The 25,660-nt window shown below is 71.1% G+C and carries 29 protein-coding genes; 8 read left to right on the top strand and 21 right to left on the bottom strand.

All coding sequences use genetic code 11. The features are described 5' to 3' along the window. Positions 1-153: 153 nt before the first annotated feature. On the bottom strand, positions 154-576 hold the full coding sequence (ndk, locus tag ACLBYE_RS01280) for a nucleoside-diphosphate kinase (RefSeq protein WP_012317495.1): 423 nt from the start codon (positions 574-576) through the stop codon (positions 154-156). A gap of 268 nt (positions 577-844) precedes the next feature. Here ndk and ACLBYE_RS01285 point away from each other — a divergent pair, with 268 nt between their 5' ends. Beyond that, positions 845-1,309: a DUF2147 domain-containing protein gene (locus tag ACLBYE_RS01285; protein WP_020091800.1), complete on the top strand. Its 465-nt coding sequence runs from the start codon at positions 845-847 to the stop codon at positions 1,307-1,309. A 6-nt stretch (positions 1,310-1,315) separates the two neighbouring features. On the opposite strand, the gene ACLBYE_RS01290 is transcribed toward ACLBYE_RS01285, so the two are convergent. Then, positions 1,316-1,951, bottom strand: a complete 636-nt coding sequence (locus ACLBYE_RS01290; RefSeq protein WP_447692708.1) for a glutathione S-transferase N-terminal domain-containing protein — start codon at positions 1,949-1,951, stop codon at positions 1,316-1,318. A 266-nt stretch (positions 1,952-2,217) separates the two neighbouring features. Between ACLBYE_RS01290 and ACLBYE_RS01295 the strand changes: the two genes are divergently transcribed. From ACLBYE_RS01295 to ACLBYE_RS01315, 5 genes are all read left to right on the top strand, one after another. Next, positions 2,218-2,556: a hypothetical protein gene (locus ACLBYE_RS01295; RefSeq protein ID WP_447692709.1), complete on the top strand. Its 339-nt coding sequence runs from the start codon at positions 2,218-2,220 to the stop codon at positions 2,554-2,556. Positions 2,557-2,682: 126 nt separating this feature from the next. After that, a complete protein-coding gene (locus ACLBYE_RS01300; RefSeq protein ID WP_447692710.1) occupies positions 2,683-4,722 on the top strand; it encodes an FUSC family protein in 2,040 nt (679 codons plus the stop codon). 23 nt (positions 4,723-4,745) lie between these two features. Beyond that, positions 4,746-4,940: a DUF1656 domain-containing protein gene (locus tag ACLBYE_RS01305; protein ID WP_020091795.1), complete on the top strand. Its 195-nt coding sequence runs from the start codon at positions 4,746-4,748 to the stop codon at positions 4,938-4,940. Continuing rightward, on the top strand, positions 4,940-5,995 hold the full coding sequence (locus tag ACLBYE_RS01310) for an efflux RND transporter periplasmic adaptor subunit (RefSeq protein ID WP_447692711.1): 1,056 nt from the start codon (positions 4,940-4,942) through the stop codon (positions 5,993-5,995). The genes ACLBYE_RS01305 and ACLBYE_RS01310 overlap by 1 nt, the downstream gene beginning before the upstream one ends. A 71-nt stretch (positions 5,996-6,066) precedes the next feature. Further along, positions 6,067-6,549, top strand: a complete 483-nt coding sequence (locus ACLBYE_RS01315) for a DUF3280 domain-containing protein (protein WP_447692712.1) — start codon at positions 6,067-6,069, stop codon at positions 6,547-6,549. Positions 6,550-7,141: 592 nt separating this feature from the next. On the opposite strand, the gene gatB is transcribed toward ACLBYE_RS01315, so the two are convergent. The 5 genes from gatB to ACLBYE_RS01340 all read right to left on the bottom strand — a co-directional run bounded on the left by gatB (position 7,142) and on the right by ACLBYE_RS01340 (position 11,273). After that, positions 7,142-8,614, bottom strand: a complete 1,473-nt coding sequence (gene gatB / locus ACLBYE_RS01320) for an Asp-tRNA(Asn)/Glu-tRNA(Gln) amidotransferase subunit GatB (protein WP_447692713.1) — start codon at positions 8,612-8,614, stop codon at positions 7,142-7,144. Positions 8,615-8,824: 210 nt separating this feature from the next. Further along, positions 8,825-9,124, bottom strand: a complete 300-nt coding sequence (locus tag ACLBYE_RS01325; RefSeq protein WP_447692728.1) for a hypothetical protein — start codon at positions 9,122-9,124, stop codon at positions 8,825-8,827. Further along, a complete protein-coding gene (gatA, locus tag ACLBYE_RS01330; RefSeq protein ID WP_447692714.1) occupies positions 9,121-10,599 on the bottom strand; it encodes an Asp-tRNA(Asn)/Glu-tRNA(Gln) amidotransferase subunit GatA in 1,479 nt (492 codons plus the stop codon). Before gatA ends, ACLBYE_RS01325 begins: the two co-directional genes overlap by 4 nt. A gap of 78 nt (positions 10,600-10,677) precedes the next feature. Continuing rightward, the gene (gatC, locus tag ACLBYE_RS01335) at positions 10,678-10,965 is read right to left on the bottom strand and encodes an Asp-tRNA(Asn)/Glu-tRNA(Gln) amidotransferase subunit GatC (RefSeq protein ID WP_447692715.1); all 288 of its coding nucleotides are present in this window, start codon (positions 10,963-10,965) and stop codon (positions 10,678-10,680) included. A 167-nt stretch (positions 10,966-11,132) separates the two neighbouring features. Continuing rightward, positions 11,133-11,273, bottom strand: coding sequence for a hypothetical protein (locus ACLBYE_RS01340; protein WP_012317484.1), 141 nt, complete (start codon positions 11,271-11,273; stop codon positions 11,133-11,135). Positions 11,274-11,445: 172 nt separating this feature from the next. On the opposite strand from ACLBYE_RS01340, the gene ACLBYE_RS01345 reads away from it, so the two are divergent. Next, complete coding sequence (locus tag ACLBYE_RS01345; RefSeq protein WP_447692716.1) at positions 11,446-12,015, top strand: SMI1/KNR4 family protein; 570 nt, start codon at positions 11,446-11,448, stop codon at positions 12,013-12,015. Then, a complete protein-coding gene (ruvX, locus tag ACLBYE_RS01350; RefSeq protein ID WP_447692717.1) occupies positions 12,012-12,524 on the top strand; it encodes a Holliday junction resolvase RuvX in 513 nt (170 codons plus the stop codon). Before ACLBYE_RS01345 ends, ruvX begins: the two co-directional genes overlap by 4 nt. On the opposite strand, the gene dprA is transcribed toward ruvX, so the two are convergent. The 14 genes from dprA to ACLBYE_RS01420 all read right to left on the bottom strand — a co-directional run. Continuing rightward, complete coding sequence (dprA, locus tag ACLBYE_RS01355) at positions 12,514-13,713, bottom strand: DNA-processing protein DprA (RefSeq protein WP_447692718.1); 1,200 nt, start codon at positions 13,711-13,713, stop codon at positions 12,514-12,516. The two genes, ruvX and dprA, sit on opposite strands and share 11 nt — an antisense overlap. A 46-nt stretch (positions 13,714-13,759) precedes the next feature. Then, the gene (gene plsY, locus ACLBYE_RS01360; protein WP_447692729.1) at positions 13,760-14,362 is read right to left on the bottom strand and encodes a glycerol-3-phosphate 1-O-acyltransferase PlsY; all 603 of its coding nucleotides are present in this window, start codon (positions 14,360-14,362) and stop codon (positions 13,760-13,762) included. Then, positions 14,362-15,666 (bottom strand): dihydroorotase, encoded by a 1,305-nt coding sequence (locus ACLBYE_RS01365; RefSeq protein ID WP_447692719.1) that lies wholly within the window; start codon positions 15,664-15,666, stop codon positions 14,362-14,364. Before ACLBYE_RS01365 ends, plsY begins: the two co-directional genes overlap by 1 nt. Continuing rightward, positions 15,663-16,466, bottom strand: coding sequence for an imidazole glycerol phosphate synthase subunit HisF (gene hisF, locus ACLBYE_RS01370; protein WP_447692720.1), 804 nt, complete (start codon positions 16,464-16,466; stop codon positions 15,663-15,665). Before hisF ends, ACLBYE_RS01365 begins: the two co-directional genes overlap by 4 nt. Positions 16,467-16,498: 32 nt before the next feature. Further along, positions 16,499-17,242: a 1-(5-phosphoribosyl)-5-[(5-phosphoribosylamino)methylideneamino]imidazole-4-carboxamide isomerase gene (hisA, locus tag ACLBYE_RS01375; RefSeq protein WP_447692721.1), complete on the bottom strand. Its 744-nt coding sequence runs from the start codon at positions 17,240-17,242 to the stop codon at positions 16,499-16,501. Between the two features lie 37 nt (positions 17,243-17,279). Beyond that, a complete protein-coding gene (gene hisH, locus ACLBYE_RS01380) occupies positions 17,280-17,939 on the bottom strand; it encodes an imidazole glycerol phosphate synthase subunit HisH (RefSeq protein WP_447692722.1) in 660 nt (219 codons plus the stop codon). A gap of 19 nt (positions 17,940-17,958) precedes the next feature. After that, positions 17,959-18,438 carry a DUF2628 domain-containing protein gene (locus tag ACLBYE_RS01385; protein ID WP_447692730.1) on the bottom strand — a complete coding sequence of 160 codons (480 nt, stop codon included), beginning with the start codon at positions 18,436-18,438 and terminating at the stop codon, positions 17,959-17,961. Positions 18,439-18,511: 73 nt separating this feature from the next. After that, positions 18,512-19,099 carry an imidazoleglycerol-phosphate dehydratase HisB gene (gene hisB / locus ACLBYE_RS01390; protein ID WP_020091778.1) on the bottom strand — a complete coding sequence of 196 codons (588 nt, stop codon included), beginning with the start codon at positions 19,097-19,099 and terminating at the stop codon, positions 18,512-18,514. Positions 19,100-19,183: 84 nt separating this feature from the next. Beyond that, a complete protein-coding gene (locus tag ACLBYE_RS01395; RefSeq protein ID WP_447692723.1) occupies positions 19,184-20,059 on the bottom strand; it encodes an S-methyl-5'-thioadenosine phosphorylase in 876 nt (291 codons plus the stop codon). Between the two features lie 300 nt (positions 20,060-20,359). Next, the gene (locus ACLBYE_RS01400; protein ID WP_447692724.1) at positions 20,360-21,271 is read right to left on the bottom strand and encodes a cytochrome c1; all 912 of its coding nucleotides are present in this window, start codon (positions 21,269-21,271) and stop codon (positions 20,360-20,362) included. Between the two features lie 18 nt (positions 21,272-21,289). Continuing rightward, a complete protein-coding gene (locus ACLBYE_RS01405; protein ID WP_020091775.1) occupies positions 21,290-22,576 on the bottom strand; it encodes a cytochrome b in 1,287 nt (428 codons plus the stop codon). Positions 22,577-22,589: 13 nt separating this feature from the next. Further along, the gene (gene petA, locus ACLBYE_RS01410) at positions 22,590-23,159 is read right to left on the bottom strand and encodes a ubiquinol-cytochrome c reductase iron-sulfur subunit (protein WP_091678874.1); all 570 of its coding nucleotides are present in this window, start codon (positions 23,157-23,159) and stop codon (positions 22,590-22,592) included. Between the two features lie 197 nt (positions 23,160-23,356). Next, entirely contained in the window at positions 23,357-25,222 is a 1,866-nt protein-coding gene (locus ACLBYE_RS01415; protein ID WP_447692731.1) for an ABC transporter ATP-binding protein, read from the bottom strand. Positions 25,223-25,311: 89 nt separating this feature from the next. After that, the coding region (locus ACLBYE_RS01420; RefSeq protein WP_447692725.1) for an AprI/Inh family metalloprotease inhibitor at positions 25,312-25,660 on the bottom strand (349 nt) is incomplete at its 5' end.

Here is a 25,660-nt window from a genome sequence, read left to right on the forward strand (position 1 = left end):
TGAGATTGGCTAAGCTCGGCCGTTGGACGCTCCCGGGCTCCGTCCCGTCAAGGACGACCCGGTCACACAGGACGGCATTCCCGGCGCCGCCGGGTACGGGGCGCGCGAATGGCGGGTCGGTGTGCCCAACCCGCCACCGCGCGTCGCCTCGCCTCAGGCGGCGATGTCGGAGTCCTTGAAGAACTGCGCGATCTCGAGCTTGGCGTTCTCGGCGCTGTCGGAGCCGTGGACTGTGTTCTCGCCGACAGACTCGGCGAACTTCTTGCGGATCGTGCCCTCGGCGGCCTGGGCCGGGTTCGTGGCACCCATCACCTCACGGTACTTGGCGACGGCGTTCTCGCCCTCGAGGACCTGAACCACCACCGGGCCGGAGGTCATGAAGGTCACGAGCTCGCCGAAGAACGGGCGCTCCTTGTGGACCTCGTAGAACTTCTCGGCCTGCTCCTTGGTCATGCGGATGCGGCGCTGGCCGACGATGCGCAGGCCGGCCTCCTCGATGACGGCGTTGACCGCGCCGGTCAGGTTCCGCCGCGTCGCGTCGGGCTTCAGGATCGAGAAGGTGCGCTCGGTGGCCATGGTGCGTCCGGTCTGTCTGTGGAAAAGATCTGCGGCGCGCCGGCGATCCGGACACGCCGCGGCAGCGAGAATTTCGCTTCGGCGCCGGGCTTATAGCGGGCGCCCCCCGGTGCCTCAAGCGGCCCGGCGCGACCGGGCGGGGCAAGCGCGGCCGTGGCTCTGCCGCAACACCGCCGAAAAATCGCCCGATTGCGGCGGCTCAGTCGCGCACCAACCGACTTCGTCCACCCCTCGGGCGCCCGCGACGCCCCAATCCCGGAGACGAACCATGCGACTCGCTCTCAGCGCCAGCCTGCTTCTCGCCGGCCTTACCGCCGCCTCCGCCGACACGGGCAAGGACCCGTCCGGCACCTGGCTCACCGGCGACGGCCGCGCCAAGATCCGGATCGACCGCTGCGGCCCCGGCCAGAAGCTGGTCTGCGGCAAGGTCGTCTGGCTCAAGACGCCGACCTTCGACAACGGCGCCCCGCGCACCGACCTCAAGAATCCCGACCCGAAGAAGCGCGCCCGTCCGGTGATCGGTCTCCAGCTGATCGAAGGTCTGAAGCCGGACGACGCGAAGTTCACCGGCGAGCTCTACAATATCGAGGAAGGCAAGATCTACACGGTCAGCCTCGAGCGCGAGAGCGAGGCCGAGCTCAACGTGTCGGGCTGCATGCTCAAGATCCTGTGCGGGTCGCAGACCTGGACCCGCGTGCCGGACGTGAATCAGCAGGCCGCCAACAAGAACTGAGCTTCGTCAGATCGCCGCGAGGCCGCGCTGCACCGCCGGCCTCGCCAGGATGCTCTCGAGCCACCGGGCGACGTTCGGGAGGGTGTCGATGTCGACACCCTGCTTGAAGTTGAGCTTCGCCCAGGTGAACGTCGCGATGTCGGCGATGGAGTAGTCGTCGGCCAGGAAGGCGCGGCCCTCGAGGCGCCGCTCCAGCACGCCGTAGAGGCGCTTGGCCTCGGCGGTGAACCGGTCGATCGCGTAAGGCAGCTTCTCGGGCGCGTAGATCTTGAAGTGGTGCGTCTGCCCCAGCATCGGCCCGAAGCCCGCCACCTGCCAGAACAGCCACTCGTCGACCACCACGCGGGCGCGCTCGTCGGTCGGGTAGAACTGCCCGGTCTTCCGGCCGAGATACTGCAGGATCGCGCCTGATTCGAAGACCGAGATCGGCTGTCCGCCCGGACCGTCCGGATCGACGATGGCCGGGATCTTGTTGTTGGGCGAGATCGCCAGGAAGTCGGGTGCGAACTGCTCGTTCTTGGCGATGTCCACGGGAACGATGCGATAGGGGAGCCCGCACTCCTCCAGCATGATCGGGATCTTCCAGCCGTTCGGCGTACTCCATGTGTGGACGTCGATCGGCCGCCCGGACACCGCTGCCATGCTCTGCCTGCTCCTGGACCCGATCGTCGGCGGCGCGGTGGTCCTCCGCCGTTTCCGAATTGCCCCGGTAGTGAAGACGATTTCCCGGCCGCGCTCAAGGGCGCCGCGCCCGGGCACCGCGCCCGGGCACTGCGCCCGCAGACGCGATGGCGCGGCGAAGCTGCGCCGGGGCTGGCAGCGGCGGCGCGGCCGGGCTTGCGGGCGCCGCGGGGGAGCGGCGAGATTGCGGCTCGGGGGCCGGAACGGCGCCCGAGGGGGAACATCTGATGATCGATCGTCTCGTCAGGATCGCGGTCCTGTCCGCGCCGCTGCTCGCTGTCTGCCCGGCTCTCGCCAAGGAGCCACCCGCCAAGGAGCCACCCGCCAAGGAATCACCCGCCAAGGAATCACCCGCCAAGGAAGCACCCGCGAAGGCGCCGCCCGCCGCCGAGGCGCCGGCCGCCAGAACGCCGAGCGCGGGCCAGTCCGCCGCCCGCGACCGCCAGAAGACCTGCGGCACCGAGTGGCGCGCCCTCACCGACGCGCAGAAGGCGGCGCAGGGACCGAAATGGCCGCAGTACTGGAGCAAGTGCAACAAGCGCCTGAAAGGTGGCGACAAGGCCTGATCGGCTAGAACCGCGGGGCGTTCCGTTCGTTCGAACATCCGCGGCGGGTTGGCAGGAGGCGCGAGGCGATGACGGACCCTTCTCCGTCCGGTCGGGCGGTGGACAGCGCACCGCGCGGGGTCCGGCATGGCTGAGGCCCCCGCCGGCTCCGTCGCGGATCGCCGCCCCGAACCGCTCGGCGACCGCGTCCTGGCGTTCCTCGATGCCTGGGTGCCGAAGCCGGCCGCCTGGGCCTTCGCGCTGCGGATCTGGATCGCCATGATGCTGGCGCTGGCCGCCGCCTTCTGGCTCCAGCTCGACAGCGCCTCGTCCGCCGCCACCTGCGTGGCGATCCTCGCCCAGCCCAAGCGCGGGCAGGCAATCTCGAAGGCGGTCTACCGCCTGCTCGGCACGCTCGTCGGCGCCGCGGTGGCGCTCGTCTTCATGGCCCTCTTCGGCCAGGACCGGGTGCTGCTGCTCCTCAGCTTCACCGTCTGGCTCGGTCTCTGCGTCTTCGTCGCCCAGTTCCTGCAGGACACGCGGGCCTACGGCGCGATGCTGTCCGGCTACACCGTGGCGATCATCGCGCTCGGCCAGATCGACGATCCGCAGGGGACCTTCGACGCCGCCGTGTCCCGCGTCGCCGCGATCGTGCTCGGCATCGTCGTGATCACCTTCATCAACGACGCCCTCGCCTCGCCGAGCACGTGGCGGGCGCTGCTGCCGCAGCTGCGCGCGGCCTGGGACGAGACGCGCGGCTACGCCCGCGAGACGCTGGCGGCGGGGGATCTCGGCGCCCCGCGCACCGCCGCGCTGATCCGCACCATTGCGCCGATGCGGGCCGATGCCAGCGCCATCGCGGGCGAGCTGGACGACGGCCGGTACCGCGCCGCCGGCGCGCGCAGCTGCATCGCCGCCCTCTACGTGATGGCGGCGTCGATCCGCGGCCTCGGGGCCGCGGCCGCGTCCCTGCGCGACCCGGGCCCGGCCGTTGCGGAGGCGATGGCGATCTGCCGGCGAGTGGCCGACGCGCCCGATCCCGACGCCCTCGACCGCGACGACGAGCGCCTGCGCGATTTGGTCGACGCGGCCATCCGCGACGGGACCCGTCCCCTCGACGAGGTCGTGGTGCTCCAGCGCGCCCTCGACTTCGTCTGCGCGGCGACCTTCGCGCAGGACGGCATCCGCGCCGTCGCCGACGGCCAGAGGCCCCTGCGCGACGCCGAGCTGCCGACGCACCGCGACTTCCCCGTCGCCCTCCGCGGCGCCCTGAGGGTGGCCCTGAGCTTCGCTGTCACCGCCGCCACCTTCGCGGCGCTCGGCCTGCCCCAGGCCTCGTTCGCGCTGGTCCAGGTGGCCGCCACCGCGGCCCTGTCGTCGATGACGCCGGATCCGAAGAAGTTCGCGAACGGCGTCGTCGTCGGCATGACGGTGGCCGCCACCCTGGCGGGCATCGCCCGGTTCGCACTCCTCAACGGCGTCCAGGGCTTCCCGATGCTGGCGATCGTGATGGCGCCGGTGATCTTCCTGGGCTGCTTCCTCTCGCTGAACCCGAAGACCTTCGGGGTCGGCTTCATCCTGATCGTGTTCTTCCCCGTCCTGCTGGGGCCCTCGAACCCGCAGACCTACGACGCCCTGAGCTTCCTGCTGAACGCGTTCCTCGTCGTCGTGGCGGCCGTGATCCTGTCGATCATCGTCCGCCTCATCCTGCCGATCTCGCCGGCCCAGCAGCGGGTCTTTGCCCTCGGTTCGGCGCGGCGGGCGCTCGCCGACGCCCTCGTCGGCCAGGGCGGCGACGCCACCACCCGCACGAGCCTAAATGCCGACCGGCTGTTCCAGTTCGCCGCCTACAGCTCGGGGAGCGCCGCGGTGCGGCAAGCGAACCTGCACCACGCCTTCGCCCTCGCCCGCCTGGAGGCCGCCGCCGCCCGGGCCCACGCGGAACTGCGCCGCCTCTGGTCGGTCGGAGCCCTGCGAGGCGCGATCCCGCGGGCGCGGGACGCCCTCGCGGCAGGCGACGATCGCGGGCTCGAGACGGCGGCGCGCGACCTGATCCGCGCCGCCTCCAGCCAGGACCGGGCGGTGCGGCTCACGACGGCCCGCGCCGCCAGCGACCTCGTCACCGCGTCGCGAACCATCGCCCGCCACAGGCGATTCCTGCAACGCCTCGACATCGCGCTATTCTGACGGCCGCTTCTTCCGGGGTAACCATGCACGAGGACATCCATGTCGGCGGGGTGCTGGTCACGGCCTTCGTCGCTTACGCGCTCGCCGCGTTCGTGATCCTGGTCGTTCTGCGCCTCGTCTTCGCCCGCATCCGCTTCAGCCGCTACGTCGCCAACGCCCCGCTCGCCGAGGCCGGCCTCTACGTCTGTGTCCTCGCCCTCCTGATCGCGTTCATCTGATGCCCGACACGACCGCCGACGAGGACGATCCGAAGTCCGCCGCCCGCGACGGCGCGCCCGGGCGGAGCGACCCGCTGCCCGCAGTGCCGCGCCGGGGCCGGGCCGCCAAGGTGTTCCGCCTCGCGGCCACCGGCGTGATCCTGCTCGCGGCGATCCTGGCGGGAGCCTTCGTGTGGGAATTCTACGTGGCTGCGCCCTGGACGCGCGACGGCACGGTCCGGGTCCAAGTCGCCAACATCGCCCCGCAGGTCGCGGGTCAGATCGTCGAGGTCCGGGTCCAGGACAACCAGAATGTCCGCAAGGGCGACGTCCTCTACGTCATCGACCCGGTCGATTTCGAGGTCGCCGTCACCTCGGCGGATGCCGAGGTGAAGAATCGCGAGGCCGATCTGCAGGTGAAGAATGCCGAGTCGGCCCGGCGCCAAGCGCTCTCGACCGTGTCGACCTCGATCGAGGAGAAGCAGCGATTCGCCGGCGCCGCGAAGATCGCCGAGGCGTCGCTGGAAAGCGCGCAGGCGCAGCTGCGGCAGGCCAAGGTGAATCTGGAGCGCACCCAGGTGAGGTCGACCGTCAATGGACGGGTGACCAACCTGCTGATGCGGGTCGGCGACTACGCCCGGACCGGCACCTCGAACATCAACGTGGTCGACACCGACTCCTTCTGGATCGACGGCTATTTCGAGGAGACCAAGATGCACAACATCCGCGTCGGCGATCCCGCCGACGTGAAGCTGATGGGCTTCGATCCGCACCTGACCGGCACGGTCCACAGCATCACGCTCGGCATTTCCACGGCGAACGCCGCCGCCAGCACGCAGGGGCTGCCGGACGTCAACCCCGTCTACACCTGGGTGCGCCTCGCCCAGCGGGTGCCGGTCCGCATCCGCATCGACCACGTTCCGGCGGGCGTTCCGCTGATCGCCGGCATGACCGCGACGGTGTTCGTCAACGGCGGCCGCGGCCCGGCACCGAGCTGGTTCATGGATCTGCGCGACCGCGTCTCCGGCCTGGCAAAGCCGGCGGCCGGCCCCACCCGGGAGGCCGACCGGCGCTGAATCGCCGCGCGGGCGCGACCCGGTGGGCGGTGGCGCGGTTTCCCGGACACGCATCCGCGCCGGAGATCGCGATGAATCGACTGCTCGCACTCGCCACCGTCCTGCTGGCCGCGGGACCCGCCGCGGCCGCGCCCCCGCGGGCCGCGGTGTTCGACTTCCAGTTCTCGAACCTCTCGCCGGTGCCGGGTGACACCGCCGACACCGCGCGGCTGAAGCGGGTCAGCGCCGAACTGCGCGACCTCCTCCAGAAGAAGGGCCTGTTCGTCGTGGTCTCGACCGAGCCGGTGCGGGACGAGGTTGCCAGGAGCGCCGACCTGCGCCGCTGCAATGGCTGCGCGGATGACTTCGCCCGCAAGCTCGGCGCCGATGTCGCGATCACCGGCGAGGTGCAGAAGGTCTCGAACCTGATCCTCAACCTCAACGTCTACGTGAAGCCCCTCACCGGCAACGCGCCCGAGAAGGCCTACAGCGTCGACCTGCGCGGCGACACGGATGAGTCCTTCGACCGCGGCATCCGCTTTCTGGTCGAGAACAATATGGGCGCCGGCAAGTAGCTTGCGGGCCAATCAATATTTCGCAGTGCCGCGGGATCGATCCAAGTGATTGAGCCCGCAGGCGCTGCGGCGCGGTGGCGGGGGCAAGTGGATCGAAAAAGCCTTTTGCCGAGAAAATAGCTATTGACCGACCCGGAAGACGGGCGCAGTCTCCATCTGTGCTTAGCGAGAGCGGGCACGGATCGGCACGAAGACTTGACGCGATCAGGTTTCGCAGCGGTGCCGGTCGTCGGAAGCTGGAGGAGACAGGGATGACTCCACCGCAGCGGAATGCCGCCTAGACGGTTCAGGGACAGGTTCGGCCCGAGACCTAGCGGCGCAATACGAACAGCCGGACGGACGCGGCTCCAGGGGCGCAGAAGCGGCCACGCATGGCACGCCTTCGAATGCGCGAAAGGCCCCACTTCGAGCCGTTCCGCCGCGGTTTCTCTTCCAAGACCTGTTCGTGGCCCACCTGCCCGGCATCGCCGCGGCGGGATCTCGTCGTGGTCTGGGCGAGCATGGGATTGGCCGGCGACGTCGAAGCGACGGCCAGCCGATCCCGGCACTCATCCTGAGGCCGGGCGCGGACTGGCCGCTCGCCGCGGAACGTTCACTCGATCCCGAGCTTCGCCTTGAGCAGCGCGTTCACCGCCGCGGGGTTCGCCTTGCCGCCGGTGGCCTTCATGGTCTGGCCGACGAACCAGCCGAGCAGGGTCGGCTTCTCCTTCGCCTGGGCGACCTTGTCGGGATTCGCCGCGATGATCTGGTCCACCGCCGCCTCGATGGCGCCCGTGTCGGTCACCTGCTTCATGCCGCGGCTCTCGACGACGGCGCGCGGGTCGCCGCCCTCGGTCCAGACGATCTCGAACAGGTCCTTGGCGATTTTCCCGGAGATCACGCCCTCGCCGATCAGGTCGATGATCGCCCCGAGCTGGTCCGCCGAGACCGGGGTCGAGTCGATGGACAGGCCCTCCTTGTTGAGGCGCCCGAACAGCTCGTTGATCACCCAGTTGGCGGCGGCCTTGCCGTCCCGGCCCTTGGCCACCGCCTCGTAGTAATCGGCGGAAGCGCGCTCGGCGACCAGCACGCCGGCATCGTAGGGCGAGAGGCCGAACGCGGAGACGAACCGCGCCTTCTTGGTGTCCGGAAGCTCGGGCAGCCCCTCGGCCAGGGCATCGACGTAGGCCTGGTCGAATTCCAGCGGCAGCAGGTCCGGATCGGGGAAGTAGCGGTAGTCGTGCGCCTCTTCCTTCGAGCGCATTGAGCGCGTCTCGCCCTTGGTCGGGTCGAACAGCCGCGTCTCCTGGTCGATCTTGCCGCCGTCCTCGAGGATGGCGATCTGGCGCCGCGCCTCCGTCTCGATCGCCTGCCCGATGAAGCGGATCGAGTTGACGTTCTTGATCTCGCAGCGGGTGCCCAGCGGCTCGCCGGGGCGGCGCACCGAGACGTTCACGTCGGCGCGGAGCGAGCCCTTCTCCATGTCGCCGTCACAGGTGCCGAGGTAGCGCAGGATCGTGCGCAGCTTGGTCACGTAGGCCTTCGCCTCCTCGGAGGAGCGCAGGTCGGGCCGGGAGACGATCTCCATCAGCGCCACGCCCGACCGGTTGAGGTCGACGAAGCTCCGGGTCGGATCCTGGTCGTGCAGCGACTTGCCGGCATCCTGCTCGAGGTGCAGGCGCTCGATGCCCACGGTGATCGAGGCGCCGTCGGCCAGATCCACCAGGACCTCGCCCTCGCCGACGATCGGGTCCTTGTACTGCGAGATCTGGTAGCCCTGCGGCAGGTCCGGGTAGAAGTAGTTCTTCCGGTCGAACACCGACCGCAGGTTGATCTTCGCCTTCAGGCCGAGGCCGGTCCGCACCGCCTGGGCGACGCACTCGGCGTTGATCACCGGCAGCATCCCGGGCATCGCGGCGTCGACCAGCGAGACGTGGTCGTTCGGCTCGGCCCCGAATTCCGTCGAGGCGCCGGAGAACAGCTTCGCCCGGCTGGACACCTGGGCGTGGATCTCCATGCCGACGATCACCTCCCAGTCATGGAGGCCGCCCTTGATCAGCTTCTTGGGGTCGACGGGTGCGTTCATGGTCGTCCGGGCCGAGGAGAGGAGCTTGGCGTGATCCGCACACCCACGCCCTCATCCGGAGGGCCGCGCAGCAGCCTCGAAGGAGCGCTCCAGGGATGGCGCGGCCGGCTGGAGGCCTCCTCCGAGGCCCGCTCACGCGGGCACCTCAGGACGAGGGCGCTGGTGGGCGTGGATGTCGTTTGGTCACTTACGGGCCGCGTCGCGAAAAGATCAAGCGCGGCGTCGGACCGCCTGCCGGGCGCCGTAGCCGACGACGGCCCAGAGCAGGGCCGCGACGGCGCGGACCGGGAAGAAGGTCGGGCCGTCGCGGGTGATCGGCGCCGGCCACGGGATGCCGGCCGCGCTGACGGCGTAGGAGAACAGCACCGAGAAGCCGAGCGCCGCGATCGCCGCGATGAAGACCTTGCCGAACTGGCTGGCGGTCCAGCCGAGATAGACCGCCACCACGATCAGCGCCGGATCGAACGCGGCCCAGATCCAGACCGTCCAGGGATAGTACGGGACGGTCATGACCACCACGGCTCGGGAAGGACGGTGCGACCGGCGGAGTCCTCGATCACCTGCGCGACCGCGAACAGCGTCTCCTCGTCGAAGGGCCGGCCGATGAGCTGGAGGCCCAGCGGCAGGCCCTGGCCGTCGAGCCCCGCCGGCACCGCGATGCCCGGCAGCCCGGCCATGTTCACCGTCACGGTGAACACGTCGTTGAGGTACATCTCCACCGGGTCGGCCGAGGCCTTCTCGCCAATGCCGAAGGCGGCCGACGGCGTCGCCGGCGTCAGGATCGCGTCGACCCCGGCCGCGTAGGCGGCCTCGAAGTCGCGCTTGATCAGCGTGCGGATCTTCTGCGCGCGGACGTAGTAGGCGTCGTAGTAGCCGGCCGAGAGCACGTAGGTGCCGATCATGATCCGGCGCTTCACCTCGCGGCCGAAGCCGGCGGCGCGGGTGTTCTCGTACATCCCGGCGATGTCCTTGCCGGGCACGCGCAGGCCGTAGCGGACGCCGTCGTAGCGGGCGAGGTTCGAGGAGGCCTCGGCCGGGGCCACGATGTAGTAGGCCGGCAGCGCGTAGGCGGTGTGCGGCAGCGAGATCTCCCGGATCGTCGCGCCGGCGGCCTTGAGCCACGCCGCGCCCTCGTCCCAGAGCTTCTGGATCTCGGCAGGCATGCCGTCGACCCGGTACTCCTTCGGGATGCCGATGGTCAGGCCCTTCACGCCGCGCGACACGGCGGCCTCGAAATCGGGCACCGCGAGGTCGGCGCAGGTCGTGTCCCGGGCGTCGGCGCCCGCCATGGAGCCGAGCAGGATGGCGCAGTCGCGCACCGTCCGGGCGATCGGGCCGGCCTGGTCCAGGGAGGAGGCGAAGGCCACCGTGCCCCAGCGCGAGCAGCGCCCGTAGGTCGGCTTGATCCCGACCGTGCCGGTGAAGGCGGCGGGCTGCCGGATGGAGCCGCCGGTATCGGTCGCGGTGGCGCCGAGGCAGAGGTGCGCGGCGACTGCCGCGGCGGAGCCGCCCGACGAGCCGCCGGGCACGATCGGCGCGTCCGATCCGGTGCGCCGCCAGGGCGAGACCACGTTGCCGTAGGCGCTGGTCTCGTTCGACGAGCCCATGGCGAACTCGTCGAGGTTGAGCTTGCCCAGCATCACGGCGCCGTCGCGCCACAGGTTGGCGGAGACGGCCGATTCGTAGTGCGGCTCGAAGGTCTCGAGGATCTTGGAGCCCGCCGTGGTCGTCACGCCGTGCGTGCAGAACAGGTCCTTGATGCCGAGGGGGATGCCCTCGAGCGGCCGCGCCGCACCGGACGCGATCTTCTGGTCGGACGCCTCGGCCATCGCCAGGGCGCGGTCCGGGGTCTCCCGGATATACGCGTTCAGGACGCGGGCCTTGGCCATGGCGTCGAGATGCGCCTGGGTCAGCTCGCGGGCAGAGATCCGCTTCGCCTTCAGGGCGTCGCGCGCTTCGGCCAGGGTAAGTTCGTTCGGATCCACGCTGTTCACGTCCCTGCGCGCGCCGCCGCGCGCCTGCCCGCCAGAAATCCGGTCCGCAAGGTCCGGGCCGTCCTCGGCCTACTCGACCACCTTCGGGACCAGGAAGTAATTGTCCTCGGTCTCGGGCGCGTTGGCCACGACGTCGGTGGCGCGGCCGCCCTCCGTGACGACGTCCTCGCGCTTCTTCATCGCCATCGGCGTCACCGAGGTCATCGGCTCGACGCCCGCGACGTCGACCGTGCCGAGCTGCTCCACGAAGGCCAGGATGGCGTTCAGCTCGCCCTGCAGGGGCCCGACTTCGTCGTCGGTGACCGCGATCCGCGCCAGATGCGCGATGCGCCGAACCGTCTTCTCGTCGACCGACATGCCGCCCCGTTCGTCCCTGCCCGGGAGCGCTCTCCCGAAGTCGGTCGCGCTATAGCATCGGCTCTCGACGCGCCGCAACGCGGGTGGGCTATGCCGCGCCGCCGGTATGCCGGTCCAGCGGCGCGGGACCGGCGCGACGACGCGCGGCAGGCCGGGCGACGGGCGGATCAGGTCACGACGTGGTGGGGCGTCACCGACATCTCGATGGTGATTCCCGGTTGCCGGACCGGCTGGATCATGGCTTGGGTGAAGCCCGCGACCAGCACCTCGAAGGCGAGGAGCAGCATCCAGCGGTGCTTGCGCGGCATCGCTCGCCGGCGGCCGGACGGAGCGGAAGAGGAGAGCTGGCCGTTCGTCGACAAGGCGGGCCCCTACAGCGTGGTTTAACGGAACATTAACCTACCTAGACGCGAACGGCTCCGCGCGCACCGGGGGCGATCTGCGGAGGAGCCGAAGCCTGTGGACGGTGGAGCGGGAGCGATGTGGGAGACGGTCTTCGAGGAACTCGCGCCGGGCTTCGTGCCGGACGAGGCGGCCCTCGATCGGGCGGCGGAGGCGCTGGGCTTCGCCCTGCCGGCCTCCTACCGCGACTTTTGCCGGACCTGCGGCGTCGGCCTCGCGGGCGGGCAGTTCCGCGTCGCCGTGCCGGCACCGTTCGAGGCCTGCGATCTGGTGAGCCAGGCGGCCCTCATCGCTCACAGCGTCGGCGCCGCCGTCGCCATGCTGGAGGACGGGGCGGAGCCGCACCGCTTCGACGTCGAGGGCGGCGACGCCGGCATCGTCGAGCGCGCCTGCTTCTTCGGCGCGGGCGAAGACGGCAGCTTCCTGTTCTGGGACGTGACCGGGACCGACGGTGAGTACGACGTCTGGCTGCTGGCGCCCGACCTAGAGACGGTGCGGTTCGGCGGCGAGAGCCTCGTCGACTTCTTCACACGGGTGACGGCGCCGTCCGCGGCCCTGGTCCTGGGACCGGGCTCGGAGCCCCTCCCCGCCCGGTTCGAGGGCGTCACCGAGGCCATTCTGGCGCGCGCCGCGCGGGCGGAACCATGAATTTCGACGCGATCCGCGCCTTCGCGGCCGAGTCCCGCGGCGGCGCCCGCCTGATCGGCATCGATCTCGGCACCAAGACGATCGGCCTCGCCCTCTCGGATCTCGGCCGCCAGATCGCGACGCCGCTCGAGACGATCCGCCGGGTGAAGTTCACTCCCGACGCGCAGCGGCTCGCCGCCCTGTGCCGGCAGCACGCGGTCGGCGGCCTCGTCGTCGGGCTGCCGCTCAACATGGACGGGAGCGAGGGGCCGCGGGTGCAGTCGACCCGCGCCTTCATGCGCAACCTCGCGCCGATCCTCCCCCTGCCCCACGTCTTCTTCGACGAGCGACTCTCCACCGCCGTGGTCACCCGCGCGCTGATCGAGGCCGACGCCTCGCGGGCGCGGCGCGGCGAACTCGTGGACAAGCTCGCCGCCGCCTACATCCTCCAGGGCTGCCTCGACGTCATGCGCAACCTCGCGGACGCCGACGCGGGCGACGAGCCCGAGGACGAGTCCTTCAGCGGCTGACCAGCGAGACGGTGCCGCTGCCGTGGCGCTCGATCCGTCCGTCGAGCTCCAGTTCGAGCAGCACGCTCTGCACGGTCCGGGCGCCGACCCCGGCGCTCCGCGCCAGCTCGTCGGTGCCGACCGGGCTCGGGCCGAGCAGGGCCACGATCCGCGCCCGGTCGTCCTCGGCCTCGGGCGGGTCGTCTTGCGCGGGATTGTCGGTGGACGCGCCGTCGGCTCGCTCCGGTCCCGGGTCGAGAGCCGCGTCGAGCGCGATCTCGTCCCAGAAATCCGGCTGCTCGGCGAGGTCCGGCCGCCCGCGCGCCGGTGCCGCCTCGGCGTCCGGGCCGCGCTCGATGATCGGTCCCAGCACTTCCAGGACGTGCTCCACCTCGGAGACCAGGGTGGCGCCCTGGCGGATCAGGTCGTTGGTGCCCTCAGCGCGAGGGTCGAGCGGCGAGCCGGGAACCGCGAAGACCTCCCGGTTCAGCTCCAGGGCGTAGCGCGCCGTGATCAGCGAGCCGGAGCGGCGGGCGGCCTCCACCACCACCGTCCCATAGGACAGCCCGGAGATGATCCGGTTGCGCCTCGGGAAGTCCCGCCCCCGGGGCTCCCAGCCCATCGGCATCTCCGCGAGGACCGCGCCGCCCTCCGCCAGGATGGCCTCGACCAGGGTCGCGTGGCTCGCAGGGTAGATCCGGTCCTGGCCGCCGGCCATGACGGCGATCGTGCCGGTCCGGAGACTCGCCCTGTGGGCGCGCGCGTCGATCCCGCGGGCGAGGCCCGAGACCACCGTGAGGCCTGCCTCGCCGAGCCCGCGGGCGAGCCGCTCCGTGAAGGCGAGCCCCGCCGACGATGCGTTCCGCGAGCCGACGAAGGCGGCGGCGGGCCGGTTGAGGATCGGTGCGCCGCGCACGGCCAGGAGCGGCGGCGCGGCGTCGACCTGTGTCAGGAGCCGCGGGTATTCCGCCTCGCCGGTGGCGATCAGCCGACCGTCGAGGCGGGTCAGGGCCGCGATCTCGGCCTCGGCCTCAGCGCGGGTGGGCGGCACGATCCGCCGTCCCTGGCGGCCGGTGAGTTCCGGCAGGGCGTCGAGGGCGGCGGCCGCGCCGCCGAACCGGTTCACGAGCCTCCGGAAGGTGCGAGGGCCGACGCCCTCGGTCCGGATCAGCCGCAGCCAGTCGAGCCGCTGGGCCTCGGTGAGCTGCATCCATCACCCCCACACCTGCCCGAAGGTCGGCGCGGTGCGCCGGCACTCAGCCCTTCTGGCCGATGCGCCCCTCGGTGCCGGACGCGAGTCGGCGGATGTTGGGCGCGTGCTTCCACCATAGCAGCAGGCCGAGGAGCAGGAACAGCAACGCCTGCGTCGGGGCACCGAGCGCCCAGAGGACGAGGGGTGTGGCCGCCGAGGCGGCGAGCGCCGCCAGCGACGAGTACTTGAGCGCGAAGGCGAGACCGAGCCAGATCGCCGCGAACGCCGCGAGGGCGGGCGGGCTGAAGGCGAGGAGCACCCCGATGAAGGTCGCGACGCCCTTGCCGCCCTTGAAGCCTAGCCAGACCGGGAAGAGGTGGCCGAGGAAGGCGCCGAGCCCGGCCGCGAGCGCCGGGCCCTCGCCCAACTGCCGGGCGACGAGGACGGCCGCCGTGCCCTTGAGGGCGTCGCCCAAAAGCGTCGCCGCGGCGAGGCCCTTGCGGCCGGTGCGGAGCACGTTGGTGGCGCCGATATTGCCGGAGCCGATCGCCCGCACGTCGCCGAGTCCGGCGAATTTCGTGAGGATCAGCCCGAACGGGATCGAGCCCAGGGCGTAGCCGAGGACGAGGCCGCCGAGGGCGGCCGGGGTCGCGAGATCGGGGGGCATCATGCGGCGGCCGCGAGGTCGTCGACCGCGTGGACGATCCGGCCGCCGACCAGCGTCATCACCGCCGCGCCCTGGAGGCGCGCCTCGTCGAACGGGGAGTTCTTCGAGCGCGACTTCAGCCGGCGCTTGTCGAGGACGTAGGGCAGATCGGGGTCGATCAGCACGAGGTCGGCGGGGGCGCCGACCGCCAGCCGACCGGCCTCGCGGCCGAGGATCCGCGCCGGGTTCGCGGTGAGCGCTGCGACGAGCTTGGGTAGCGCGAGGTCGCCGGTATGGACGAGGCGCATGGCGGCGCCGAGCAGCGTCTCGATGCCGAGCGCCCCGTCCGCCGCCTCGGCGAAGGGCAGGCGCTTGGTCTCGACGTCCTGCGGGTTGTGGTCGGACACGACCACGTCGATCACGCCCTCGTCGAGGGCGCGCACCACTGCCTGACGGTCGGTCTCGTGGCGCAGGGGCGGCGAGAGCCGGCAGAAGGTGCGGTAATGGCCGATATCGTTCTCGTTGAGGACGAGGTTGTTCACCGAGACGCCGCAGGTCACCGGCAGGCCGTCCTGCTTGGCGCGGCGGACGATGTCGACCGAATCGGCGCAGGAGATCATCGCCGCGTGGTAGCGGGCACCGGTCAGCCGTACGAGGCGGATGTCGCGCTCCAGCATCACGGTCTCGGCCTCGCGGGGTATGCCCATGAGCCCGAGGCGCGAGGCGAGCTCGCCCTCGTTCATGACGCCCTCGGCGACGAGGGCGGATTCCTCCACGTGCTGCACGATCAGCGCGTCGAAATCCCGGGCGTAGGTCAGGGCGCGGCGCAGAACCTGGGCGTTCGCCACTGCCCGGAGCCCGTCCGTGAAGGCGACCGCGCCGGCCTCCTTGAGCAGGCCGAACTCGGTCATCTCCCGGCCGGCCAGCCCCTTGGTGATGGCGGCCGCCGGCAGGACGTTGACGCTCGCCGTGTCGCGGGCGCGGCGGAGCACGAAGTCGACGATGGCCGGCTCGTCGATCACCGGGTTGGTGTCGGGCATGCAGACGAGCGTCGTGACGCCGCCCGCGGCCGCCGCGGCGCTCGCCGAGGCCAGGGTCTCGCGGTGCTCGGCTCCCGGCTCGCCCACGAAGGCGCGCATGTCGATCAGCCCGGGGGTCAGCACGCGGCCGGCGCAGTCGACGCGCTTCGCGTCGGCCGGGGCGCCCGGCGCCGCGCCGGTTGTGATATCGGCGATGCGGCCGTCCCGCACCAGCACCGCGCCGGCGGTCTGGCGACCGGTCGCGGGATCCAGGAGGTCGGCGTTCGCCAGAAGGTAGCTGCTCACTGGGGCGCCCTCGCGGAAGAGGCCGGGCCGTCGAGGCGCATGGCGAGGCCGGCCGCCGCCATGTGCGCCTTCGCCTCGGCGACGCTCGCCTGCCCGAAATGGAAGATGGAGGCTGCCAGGACGGCGCTGGCGCCGCCCTCGGCCACGCCGGCCACGAGGTCGTCGAGCCCGCCGACGCCGCCCGAGGCGATCACCGGCACGGTGACGGCGTCGCTGATCGCCCGCGTGAGGGCGAGGTCGTAGCCGGAGCGCGTCCCGTCCTTGTCCATGGAGGTGACGAGCAGCTCGCCGGCGCCCTTGTCGGCCACCAGCCGCGCGAAGGCCACGGCGTCGATCCCGGTCGGGTCGCGGCCGCCGTGGGTGAAGATCTCCCAGGCGGCCGGCGCGCCGGGGGGCGAGACGCGCTTGGCGTCGATCGCCACCACGATGCACTGCGCGCCGAATTTCTCGGCGGCCCGGGCCACGAGGTCGGGATCCTTCACCGCGGCTGTGTTGATCGCGACCTTGTCGGCGCCGGCGAGCAGCAGCGCGCGCACGTCCTCCACGGTGCGCACGCCGCCGCCGACGGTCAGCGGCATGAAGCAGGCCTCGGCGGTCCGGCTGACGATGTCGAGCAGGGTGCCGCGGGCCTCGCGGCTCGCGGTGATGTCGAGGAAGCACAGCTCGTCGGCGCCGGCCGCGTCGTAGACCTTGGCGGCCTCGACGGGGTCGCCGGCATCGCGCAGGCCCTCGAAGCGCACGCCCTTCACGACGCGCCCGTCCTTCACGTCGAGGCAGGGAATGATGCGGGTCTTCAGCACGGGCGGCGTCTCATGTCGCGAGCCTCTAAATATCACGCCGCCGGGCCGCGCGCCGCAGCGATCGCCGCCAGGGCCGCCTCCGGATCGATGCGGCCATCGTAGAGCGCCCGGCCGGTGATCGCGCCGGCGATCAGGGCGCAGTCGGGCTGCAGCAGGCGGTGCACGTCGTCGATCGAGGCGAGGCCGCCCGAGGCGATCACCGGGATGCGCACGGCCTGGGCGAGCGCCAGGGTCATCTCGACGTTGAGGCCCTTCAGGATCCCGTCGCGGGCGATGTCGGTGTAGATGATCGCCGCGACGCCCGCGTCCTCGAAGCGGCGCCCCAGCTCCTCCGCGGTCATGCTGGAGGTCTGGGCCCAGCCCTCGACGGCGACGCGGCCGTCCTTGGCGTCGATCCCGACCGCGATCTTCCCGGGATACTTGCGGGCGGCCTCCCGGACGAAGCCGGGATCGCGCACCGCCGCGGTGCCGATGATCGCGCGGGCGACGCCCTTGCCCAGCCACCCCTCCAGGGTCTTCATCTCGCGGATCCCGCCGCCGAGCTGGACCGGGATCGTCACCCGCGCGAGGATCGCGTCGACGGCCTCGGCGTTCCGCGGGGCGCCCGCGAAGGCGCCGTCGAGATCGACGACGTGGAGCCAGGAGAAGCCCTGCGCCTCGAAGATCGCGGCCTGCGCGGCCGGATCGTCGCCGAAGACCTTGGCCTGCGCCATGTCCCCCTGGATGAGGCGAACGCAACGCCCCTCTTTCAGGTCGATCGCCGGGTACAGGATCACGGGCGCTTCCGTCCTTCTTGCCTGGGCCGAACGGCGCTCACGGGCGCCAGTTCAGGAAGTTGGCGATGAGCGCGAGGCCCAGCCGCTGGCTCTTCTCGGGGTGGAACTGCGTGCCCGCGACGTTGCCGCGGGCGACGAGGGCGGTGACCGGGCCGCCGTACTCGGCGCGCGCGACGACGTCGTCCGGGCGCTCCGCCTGCAGCGCGTAGCTGTGCACGAAGTAGGCGTGCAGCCCGGCCTCGCCGGTGGGAATGTCGGCGAGCAGCGGGTGGTCGCGCTCGGTCCGCAGGGTGTTCCAGCCCATGTGGGGGACCTTGAGGGCCGGATCCGACGGCCGGATCGGACCGACGTCGCCGGGGATCCAGCCGAGCCCCGGCGTGGTCGTGTACTCGAGCCCGCGGCTCGCCAGGAGCTGCATCCCCACGCAGATGCCGAGGAACGGGCGGCCCGCCTCGTGGGCGACCCGCGTCATCGCCTCGACCATGCCGGGGACGGCATCGAGCCCGCGGCGGCAATCCGCGAAGGCGCCGACGCCGGGCAGCACGACGCGGTCGGCTGCGGCCACCACCTCCGGGTCCGAGGTCAGGCAGATCCGCGCGTCGCGCCCGCTCTCGCGGGCGGCGCGCTCGAAGGCCTTGGCGGCGGAGTGGAGGTTGCCGGACCCGTAATCGATGATCGCGACGGTCTCGGTGGTCATGCGCGTCTCGCCCGGGAACTCACCGGGCGCCTTCCTGGGCGGGGAACAGCCCGATCACCGGCTCGGCCCGCCGGCTGGGGCCGCTCGGGAACGGGGCCCGGGGCGTGCCCGGGACCGCGTCGATCCAGCGGTTCAGCGCCCGGGCCTCGGCCTCCTCGGGTGTTGCGGCGACCACCGCGTCGCGAGCCGGCCAGCCGCGCCGCGCCAGGGTCCAGCGGCGCAGGCTGGAGGCCTCCAGGCCGATCAGCCAGGCGGCCAGCAGGGTGACGATCAGGCCCGCGCCGGCCGGCAGCCCGAGGGCGATGCCGGCCGCTGCCAGCGCCACGAGGCCGACGAGGACGAGCAGGGCGGCGAGCCAGAGGCGGTGGAACAGGAACCACAGCACCGTGAAGGCGAAGGCCGGCCAGGAGAAGCCGTCGCGTACTAGGAGAGCCCGGTCGAGCCCGACCGTCTCGCCGGGCCGCGCATCGGCTGGCAGGTGGAGCGTGTAGCTGCGCATCCGCATCGCGAAACTCCGACAGCGTGCGCCGCGACGGCCGTGTGGCCGATCCGGGCGCCCGACGACAACGGGTCTACAGGGAGCCCTTGGTGGAGGGAACGCGCCCCTCCTCCCGCGGATCGATCGCCACGGCCTTCCGCAAGGCGCGGGCCAGCCCCTTGTAGCAGCTCTCCGCGATGTGGTGGGCGTTGTCGCCGTAGAGGGTCTCCACGTGGAGGGTCAGGCCGGCATTCATCGCGAAGGCCTGGAACCACTCGCGCACCAGCTCGGTGTCGAACTGTCCGATCTTCTCAACGCGGAACGTCGTGCGGAACACCAGGAAGGGCCGACCCGAGATGTCGACGCAGACCCGGGTCAGCGCCTCGTCCATCGGCAGGTGGATGTCGGCGTAGCGCGTGACCCCGCGCTTGTCGCCGAGCGCCTTGGCGAAGGCCTGCCCCAGGGCGATGCCGCAATCCTCGGCCGAGTGGTGCTGGTCGATGTGCAGGTCGCCGTCGACCTTCACGTCCAGGTCGAACAGAGCGTGCCGCGCCAGCAGGTCCAGCATGTGGTCGAGGAAGCCGATGCCGGTGGCGATCTTCGACCGCCCGGTCCCGTCGAGATTGACGGTGACCGCGATATCGGTCTCCGCGGTCTTCCGGCTGATGGAGGCGCTGCGCATTTCGGTCTGGACTTCGCGTCGGGGGCGGCCCTGGCCGCCCGCGCCTTCTAGAGGGACTCGCCGCCGAATGGAAAGGCCGGCCGGCTAGCCGTTGAGAACCCGTCCCGCCACGGCGTCGAGCTTGGCGAGCAGCGCCGGATCCCGGACCGCGGGCGCCGTCATGATCGCGCCGTCCAGGGCCCGGTGCGAACCCGCCGGGCACGGCTCCCGCTCGGCCGGGAAATCGCGGGCGAGACGGGCGACGAGCCGCGCCGCCTTTTCGGCGTTGGCCCGAGCTACGGCGATCACCGCGGCGACGTCGACGGCGTCGTGGCCGGGGTGCCAGCAATCGTAGTCGGTCACCATCGCGATGGTCGCGTAGGTGATCTCCGCCTCACGGGCGAGCTTGGCCTCGGGCATGTTGGTCATGCCGATCACGTCGAAGCCCTGGGCCTTGTAGGCGCGGGATTCGGCCAGCGACGAGAATTGCGGCCCCTCCATGCACACGTACGTGCCGCCGCGATGGACCGCGATGTCCTCGGCCTTCGCGGCCTGGGCGATCCGCGCCTGCAGGCCCGGGCCCACCGGGTGCGCGAGGGAGACGTGGGCGACGCAGCCGTCGCCGAAGAACGACGAGGCGCGGCCGTGGGTGCGGTCGACGAACTGGTCGACGAGCACGAAGAGGCCCGGAGGCAGGTCCTCGCGGAAGGAGCCGCAGGCCGAGAGGGCGACGAGGTCGGTGACCCCGGCCCGTTTCAGGGCGTCGATATTGGCGCGGTAGTTGATGCCCGACGGCGAGAGCCGGTGCCCCCGCCCGTGGCGGGCCAGGAACACGACCTTGGTGTCGCCGATGCGCCCGATCCGCAGGGCGTCCGACGGCTCGCCCCAGGGCGACGCCACGCGCTCCTCGCGGACGTCCTCGAGACCCGGCAGGTCGTAAACCCCGGACCCACCCATGACACCCAGTACCGCCGCGCTCATGCCGGACTCCCTCATCACGCGACGCCTCGGCAGCGCGACCTATCCCACCCGGCACCTCGTCCTCGGGTGCCGGAGCCATGCGGAGGCCTCGAAGGAGACCTCCGGACGCCGCCCTGATCTCCGAAGCCCTCCTGCGAGGCCCGCTGACGCGGTCACCTCAGGGTGAGGTGGTGCAGGGGACGGGCGGTCTCCGAAGGCGGACCGTCGCGGCGGGCGAGCGGTAGCATGGAGCGCCGGCCGAAAAAAAGATGGGCCTCCGCGAGGGAGGCCCATCCGAATAGCGAACCGATCTGGCCCGCCTCAGTAGGTCTTGTGCAGCTCCGGCTGGAGGCCGTGGACCTCGCCGCCGACATCCGCCCAGATCTTCTTCTTCACGTAGTAGAGCAGGCCCGATAGCACGATCAGGAACAGGATCACCCGGAAGCCCAGGGCCTTGCGGTCCATCATGTGCGGCTCGGCCGCCCACATCAGGAAGGCCGAGACATCCTTGCCGTACTGGTCCAGCGTCTCGGGCACGACCGGCTGGCCCTGATCGTTCTTCGGGTAGGAGACCTGCCCGTCGGTGATCGGCGGCGGCATCGCGATGATGTGGCCCGGATAGTACTTGTTGTAGTGGCCGCCCTCCGGCAGCGCGAAGTCCTTCGGCGGATCCTGATAGCCGTTGATCAGGGCGTGGATGTAGTCCGGCCCCTGCTCCGAGTAGCCGACGAGCGGCAGCCAGTCGGTCAGGAAGTAGAGCGAGCCGCGGGAGAAGGTCCGCGCCTTGGCGATGACCGAGAAGTCCGGCGGGGCCTTGCCGCCGTTGGCCGCGGCGGCAGCCTGATCGTTCGGGAAGGGCGGCGGGAAGGTGTCGGCCGGCCGGCCCGGCCGCTCGAACATGTCGCCGGCGTCGTTGGGCCCGTCCTTCACCTGATAGGTCGCGGCCAGCGCCTTGACCTGCCCGGCCGAGAAGTGCGGCCCACCCTCCTGCGCGAGATTGCGGAAGGAGACCAGCTTCATCGAGTGGCAGGCGGAGCAGACCTCCTTGTAGACCTGGAAGCCGCGCTGCAGCTGCGCGGTGTCGAAGCGGCCGAACACGCCGGCGAAGCTCCAGCTTACGCGGGCCGGGATCGGCCCGCCATGCCCTTCCTGGGCGGAGACCGGCACGGCGCCGATCAGCAGGGCCGCCAGGGCGGCCGCGGCGGTCGTCGAGAGGACGCGGGTCATCATCATGGTCCTGTCGTCAGCCCGTCAGCCTTTGGTGGTCGGAGCGGCGGCGGCGCCCGCCGGCATGCCGGATCCGGTCACCTGCTTGCCCGGTCCGGTCACGCTCTCGAGGATCGAGCCCGGCAACTTCTTCGGCGTCTCGAACAGGCCGCAGAGCGGCATGACGATCAGGAAGTGCGCGAAGTAGTAGGCGGTGCAGACCTGGGCGGCGAGCACGTAGCCGCCCTCCGGAGGCTGCGAGCCGAGCCAGCCGAGGAGCAGGGTCGCGCCGATGAACACCCAGAAGAACTGGCGGTAGATCGGCCGGTAGTTGCACGAGCGGATCCGCGACGTGTCGAGCCACGGCGCGAAGGCCAGGATGATCACCGCCGAGAACATCAGGATGACGCCGCCGAGCTTGCTCGGGACCGCGCGCAGGATCGCGTAGAACGGTAGGAAGTACCATTCCGGCACGATGTGCGCGGGCGTCACCGCCGGGTTGGCCTGGATGTAGTTGTCGGCGTGGCCGAGATAGTTCGGCTGGTAGAACAGGAACCACGCGAACAGGATCATGAACACGCAGGTCGCGAACACGTCCTTGACCGTGGCGTAGGGCGTGAACGGCACCGCGTCCTTGCCCGACTTGATGGGGATGCCGGCCGGGTTGTTCTGCCCGGTGACGTGCAGGGCCCAGACGTGCAGCACGACCACGCCGGCGATCATCCACGGCAGCAGGTAGTGCAGCGAGAAGAAGCGGTTCACGGTCGGGTTGCCCACCGAGTAGCCGCCCCAGAGCAGGGTCTGGATCGTGTCGCCGACCACCGGGATCGCCGCCAGGATGTTGGTGATGACGGTCGCGCCCCAGAAGCTCATCTGGCCCCACGGCAGCGTGTAGCCGAGGAACGCGGTCGCCATCATCAGCAGGTAGATGACGACGCCGAGGATGTAGAGCACCTCGCGCGGCGCCTTGTACGACCCGTAATAGAGGGCGCGGAACATGTGCACGTAGACGGCCACGAAGAACATCGAGGCGCCGTTGGCGTGCGCGTAGCGCAGCAGCCAGCCGTAGTTCACGTCGCGCATGATCTTCTCGACGGAGGTGAAGGCACCTGTCGCCGAGGGCTCGTAGTGCATCGCGAGCCAGATGCCGGTGACGATCTGGATTCCCAGGAAGGCGGCGAGGATCGCCCCGAAGGTCCAGAAGTAGTTGAGGTTCCGCGGAACCGGGTAGGCGATGAAGGACGAATGCACCAGCCCGGCGATGGGCAGGCGCGCCTCGAACCATTTGGCCACGCGGCTCTTCGGGACGTAGGTGCTGGCTGTTCCGCTCATGCTTCCGTCCTCCTCAGGCCGCTTCCTTGCCGCCTTCGCCGATCCGGATCTTGGTATCGGTTTGGAAGGCGTAGGGCGGGATCGGCAGGTTGATGGGCGCCGGTCCGTGGCGCACGCGACCCACCGCGTCGAATTGCGAGCCGTGGCACGGGCAGGCCCAGCCCTCGAAATTGCCCTGGTGGCCGATCGGCACGCAGCCGAGATGCGTGCAGTTGCCGTAGACCACGAGCCACTGGTCGTGGCCGCTCTTGACCCGCGTCGGGAAGGCGGCCGGGTCGATCATGGCCGAGAGCGGGACCGCCTTCATGTCGGTCACTTCCTTGGCGGTCAGCTTGCGCACGAAGATCAGCTTGCCGCGCCAGAAGACGTTGATGATCTGACCGTCCTGGATCGGCGTCAGGTCGACCTCGATCGGAGCGCCGGCGGCGATCGTGTCGGCGTCGGGCGCCATGGAGGAGATCAGCGGCCAGACGACGGCCCCCGCCCCGACCGCCAACCCGGCGCCGGTCGCCAGGAACAGAAAGTCACGGCGGCTGCCCTCATGACCAGAGACCGCGGCAGCGGCGGCTGATGTGTTCGCCAAGGTTCGGAACTCCATGCGTCGGCGTCAGGGCCGCAGGTGCCCTCGTCCCGGCTCGTCCCGGGAACAAAGCATTATGGTTCTAATCTGAGCAATGAGACCGTCTGCCGCCCCCGAGTCAAGCCGCAGTGTGCGGCGCGGCGATAAGGTGGCCCCTCGATCGTAGCGGTATGTTGCCGGCAATCTCGCTCCTCCGACGCTCAGGCGACGGCGCTGTCGTACCGGGCCGTCCCGTCATCGAGAAAACCGCCCGACTGTCGCGTCCAGAGGCCGGCATAGACGCCGCCGGCGGCGACCAGCTCGGCATGAGTCCCCTCCTCGATGATCCGGCCGCGGTCGATCACGACCAGCCGGTCGAGGGCCGCGATCGTCGACAGGCGGTGCGCGATGGCCAGCACGGTCTTGCCGGCCATCAGCGTGTCGAGGGATTCCTGGATCGCAGCCTCGACCTGGCTGTCGAGCGCCGAGGTCGCCTCGTCGAGAATCAGGATCGGCGCGTCCTTCAGCATGACGCGGGCGATGGCGATGCGCTGGCGCTGGCCGCCGGACAGCTTGACGCCGCGCTCGCCGACCTGGGCGTCGTAGCCGCGCCGGCCCTTGTGGTCGACGAGATCGGCGATGAACGTGTCCGCGTGGGCGAGCCGCGCGGCCCGCTCGATCTCCGCCTGGGTGGCGCCGGGGCGGCCGTAGGCGATGTTGTCGCGGATGGAGCGGTGCAGCAGGGAGGTGTCCTGGCTGACCATCGCGATGGCCTCGCGCAGGGATTGCTGGGTCACCGCCGCGATGTCCTGGCCGTCCACCAGGATCCGCCCGCTCTCCACGTCGTAGAGCCGCAGGAGCAGGCCCGCCAGGGTCGACTTGCCCGCGCCGCTGACGCCGACCAGCCCGACCTTCTCGCCCGGACGGATCGACAGGGAGAAATCCTCGATGACGGTGGCGTCGCCGCGCCCGTAGTGGAAGCCGACTCCCTCGAACCGGATCTCGCCGCCCGTGACGGCGAGCGTCCGCGCGTCCGGCGCGTCGACGAGGGCGTGCGGCCGGGCCATCGTCTGCATGCTCTCCTGGACCACGCCGACATTCTCGAAGACGCCGCGCACGGTCTGCATGACCCAGCCCGACATGGCGATGAGCCGCAGGACCAGGGCGAGCCCCGCCGACGCCTCGCCGGTCGTCATGCCGCCTTCGCGCCACAGCACGAGGCAAGCCGCGCCGGTGGCGATCAGAAGCGCGCTGTTGAGCAGGCCGAGGAGGCTCGTCGTCAGGGTGACCAGCCGGAACTGGTGGAGATAGGCGGCGGTGTGGACCTCGACGGCGTCCCGAACGGCGGCCCGCTCCTCGCGGTCGCGGGCGAAGAGCTTCACCGTCAGGATGTTGGTGTAGCTGTCGACGATGCGGCCGATCAGCGTCGAGCGGGTGTCGGCGGTCTTGTGCGAGCGCGCGCGGGCCCGGGGCACGAACCACGCGGTCAGGGCCGCGTAGGCGGCGATCCAGAGCAGGACCGGGACCGCGAGCCACGGCGAGATCGCGCTGAACAGCCCGACCGCGGTGATCGCGTAGATCGCCACGTACAGGAGGGTGTCGATGAAGACGACGGCGAGTTCCCGCACCGCCGGTCCCACCTGGACGACGCGGTTGGCGAGCCGTCCCGAGAAGTCGCCCTGGAAATACGAGAGCGCGTGCCCGAGGGTGTAGAGATGCGCCCGCCAGCGGATCTGGCTGGTCGATTGCGGCACGACGAGCTGGTTGGACAGCACCTCGTGGGCCCAGATCGACAGCGGTCGCACCACGGCGATCAGCAGGACCACCAGCCCGAGCTCGACCGCGTGGTCCGACAGCACGGTCGCCCGGTCGGCCGAGCCGAGCAGGTCGATGAACCAGCGCATCACGAGGTAGAGGGAGGCCTCGACCGTGCCGGCGATCACCGCGATGACGAACAGCGCCGCCAGGGCGGCGCGGATCGGGCGCAGGTAGAACCAGGCGAAGCCGAGCACCGACCGCGGCGGCATCCGCGCCTCGTCGAAGGGCGCGAAGGGGTCGACGCGGCGTTCAAGCCAATCGAGGAACATGCTGACGGGGGGCGTGACGCGGCGGGAGCCCCTCATGTAAGCGCCTCCCGCCGCGCGCCAACCGCGCGGCGTGGTCGCGCCGCCCGGCCTCAGCGGTTGAGGGCGAGGGCCGCGCCGGACTTGGTCAGGGCACCCTCGAGGCCGCCGCCGCCCTGGCGCAGGCGCGCCGCCACCGAGCCGCCCGGCTGGTAGAGGTAGACCTCACCGTCCCGGAAGTCCCAGGCCGAGACCCGCGCGAGATCCTTGTTGGCGCAGCCCGAGGCCGTCGCCCGGTAGAGGTCGAGGGCCGGGGTGCTCGAGAGCGTCACCTTGCAGTTCGCACCGGTCGCGTCCCGTGCATCCCAGCTTCCGACCACCGACGAGCGGCCGCCCGTGGCGACCGGCGGCGGCGGCGCCGGCGGCGCGACCGGCTCGGCGATCACGGTGGGGCCGCCGGCG

Source organism: Methylobacterium sp. A52T (genome assembly GCF_053346095.1).

Excerpts from the sequence above, each read along its gene's own strand:
- ruvX (WP_447692717.1), top strand. The coding sequence starts at position 12,012 with ATGAATTTCGACGCGATCCGCGCCTTCGCGGCCGAGTCCCGCGGCGGC.
- dprA (WP_447692718.1), bottom strand. The coding sequence starts at position 13,713 with ATGCAGCTCACCGAGGCCCAGCGGCTCGACTGGCTGCGGCTGATCCGG.
- ACLBYE_RS01415 (WP_447692731.1), bottom strand. The coding sequence starts at position 25,222 with ATGTTCCTCGATTGGCTTGAACGCCGCGTCGACCCCTTCGCGCCCTTC.
- ndk (WP_012317495.1), bottom strand. The coding sequence starts at position 576 with ATGGCCACCGAGCGCACCTTCTCGATCCTGAAGCCCGACGCGACGCGG.
- ACLBYE_RS01290 (WP_447692708.1), bottom strand. The coding sequence starts at position 1,951 with ATGGCAGCGGTGTCCGGGCGGCCGATCGACGTCCACACATGGAGTACG.
- plsY (WP_447692729.1), bottom strand. The coding sequence starts at position 14,362 with ATGCCCCCCGATCTCGCGACCCCGGCCGCCCTCGGCGGCCTCGTCCTC.
- ACLBYE_RS01400 (WP_447692724.1), bottom strand. The coding sequence starts at position 21,271 with ATGATGATGACCCGCGTCCTCTCGACGACCGCCGCGGCCGCCCTGGCG.
- ACLBYE_RS01300 (WP_447692710.1), top strand. The coding sequence starts at position 2,683 with ATGGCTGAGGCCCCCGCCGGCTCCGTCGCGGATCGCCGCCCCGAACCG.
- ACLBYE_RS01385 (WP_447692730.1), bottom strand. The coding sequence starts at position 18,438 with ATGCGCAGCTACACGCTCCACCTGCCAGCCGATGCGCGGCCCGGCGAG.
- ACLBYE_RS01310 (WP_447692711.1), top strand. The coding sequence starts at position 4,940 with ATGCCCGACACGACCGCCGACGAGGACGATCCGAAGTCCGCCGCCCGC.
- gatB (WP_447692713.1), bottom strand. The coding sequence starts at position 8,614 with ATGAACGCACCCGTCGACCCCAAGAAGCTGATCAAGGGCGGCCTCCAT.
- ACLBYE_RS01345 (WP_447692716.1), top strand. The coding sequence starts at position 11,446 with ATGTGGGAGACGGTCTTCGAGGAACTCGCGCCGGGCTTCGTGCCGGAC.
- ACLBYE_RS01405 (WP_020091775.1), bottom strand. The coding sequence starts at position 22,576 with ATGAGCGGAACAGCCAGCACCTACGTCCCGAAGAGCCGCGTGGCCAAA.
- ACLBYE_RS01325 (WP_447692728.1), bottom strand. The coding sequence starts at position 9,124 with ATGACCGTCCCGTACTATCCCTGGACGGTCTGGATCTGGGCCGCGTTC.
- hisH (WP_447692722.1), bottom strand. The coding sequence starts at position 17,939 with ATGACCACCGAGACCGTCGCGATCATCGATTACGGGTCCGGCAACCTC.
- ACLBYE_RS01315 (WP_447692712.1), top strand. The coding sequence starts at position 6,067 with ATGAATCGACTGCTCGCACTCGCCACCGTCCTGCTGGCCGCGGGACCC.
- ACLBYE_RS01305 (WP_020091795.1), top strand. The coding sequence starts at position 4,746 with ATGCACGAGGACATCCATGTCGGCGGGGTGCTGGTCACGGCCTTCGTC.
- ACLBYE_RS01295 (WP_447692709.1), top strand. The coding sequence starts at position 2,218 with ATGATCGATCGTCTCGTCAGGATCGCGGTCCTGTCCGCGCCGCTGCTC.
- ACLBYE_RS01395 (WP_447692723.1), bottom strand. The coding sequence starts at position 20,059 with ATGAGCGCGGCGGTACTGGGTGTCATGGGTGGGTCCGGGGTTTACGAC.
- hisB (WP_020091778.1), bottom strand. The coding sequence starts at position 19,099 with ATGCGCAGCGCCTCCATCAGCCGGAAGACCGCGGAGACCGATATCGCG.
- ACLBYE_RS01340 (WP_012317484.1), bottom strand. The coding sequence starts at position 11,273 with ATGCCGCGCAAGCACCGCTGGATGCTGCTCCTCGCCTTCGAGGTGCTG.
- ACLBYE_RS01285 (WP_020091800.1), top strand. The coding sequence starts at position 845 with ATGCGACTCGCTCTCAGCGCCAGCCTGCTTCTCGCCGGCCTTACCGCC.
- gatC (WP_447692715.1), bottom strand. The coding sequence starts at position 10,965 with ATGTCGGTCGACGAGAAGACGGTTCGGCGCATCGCGCATCTGGCGCGG.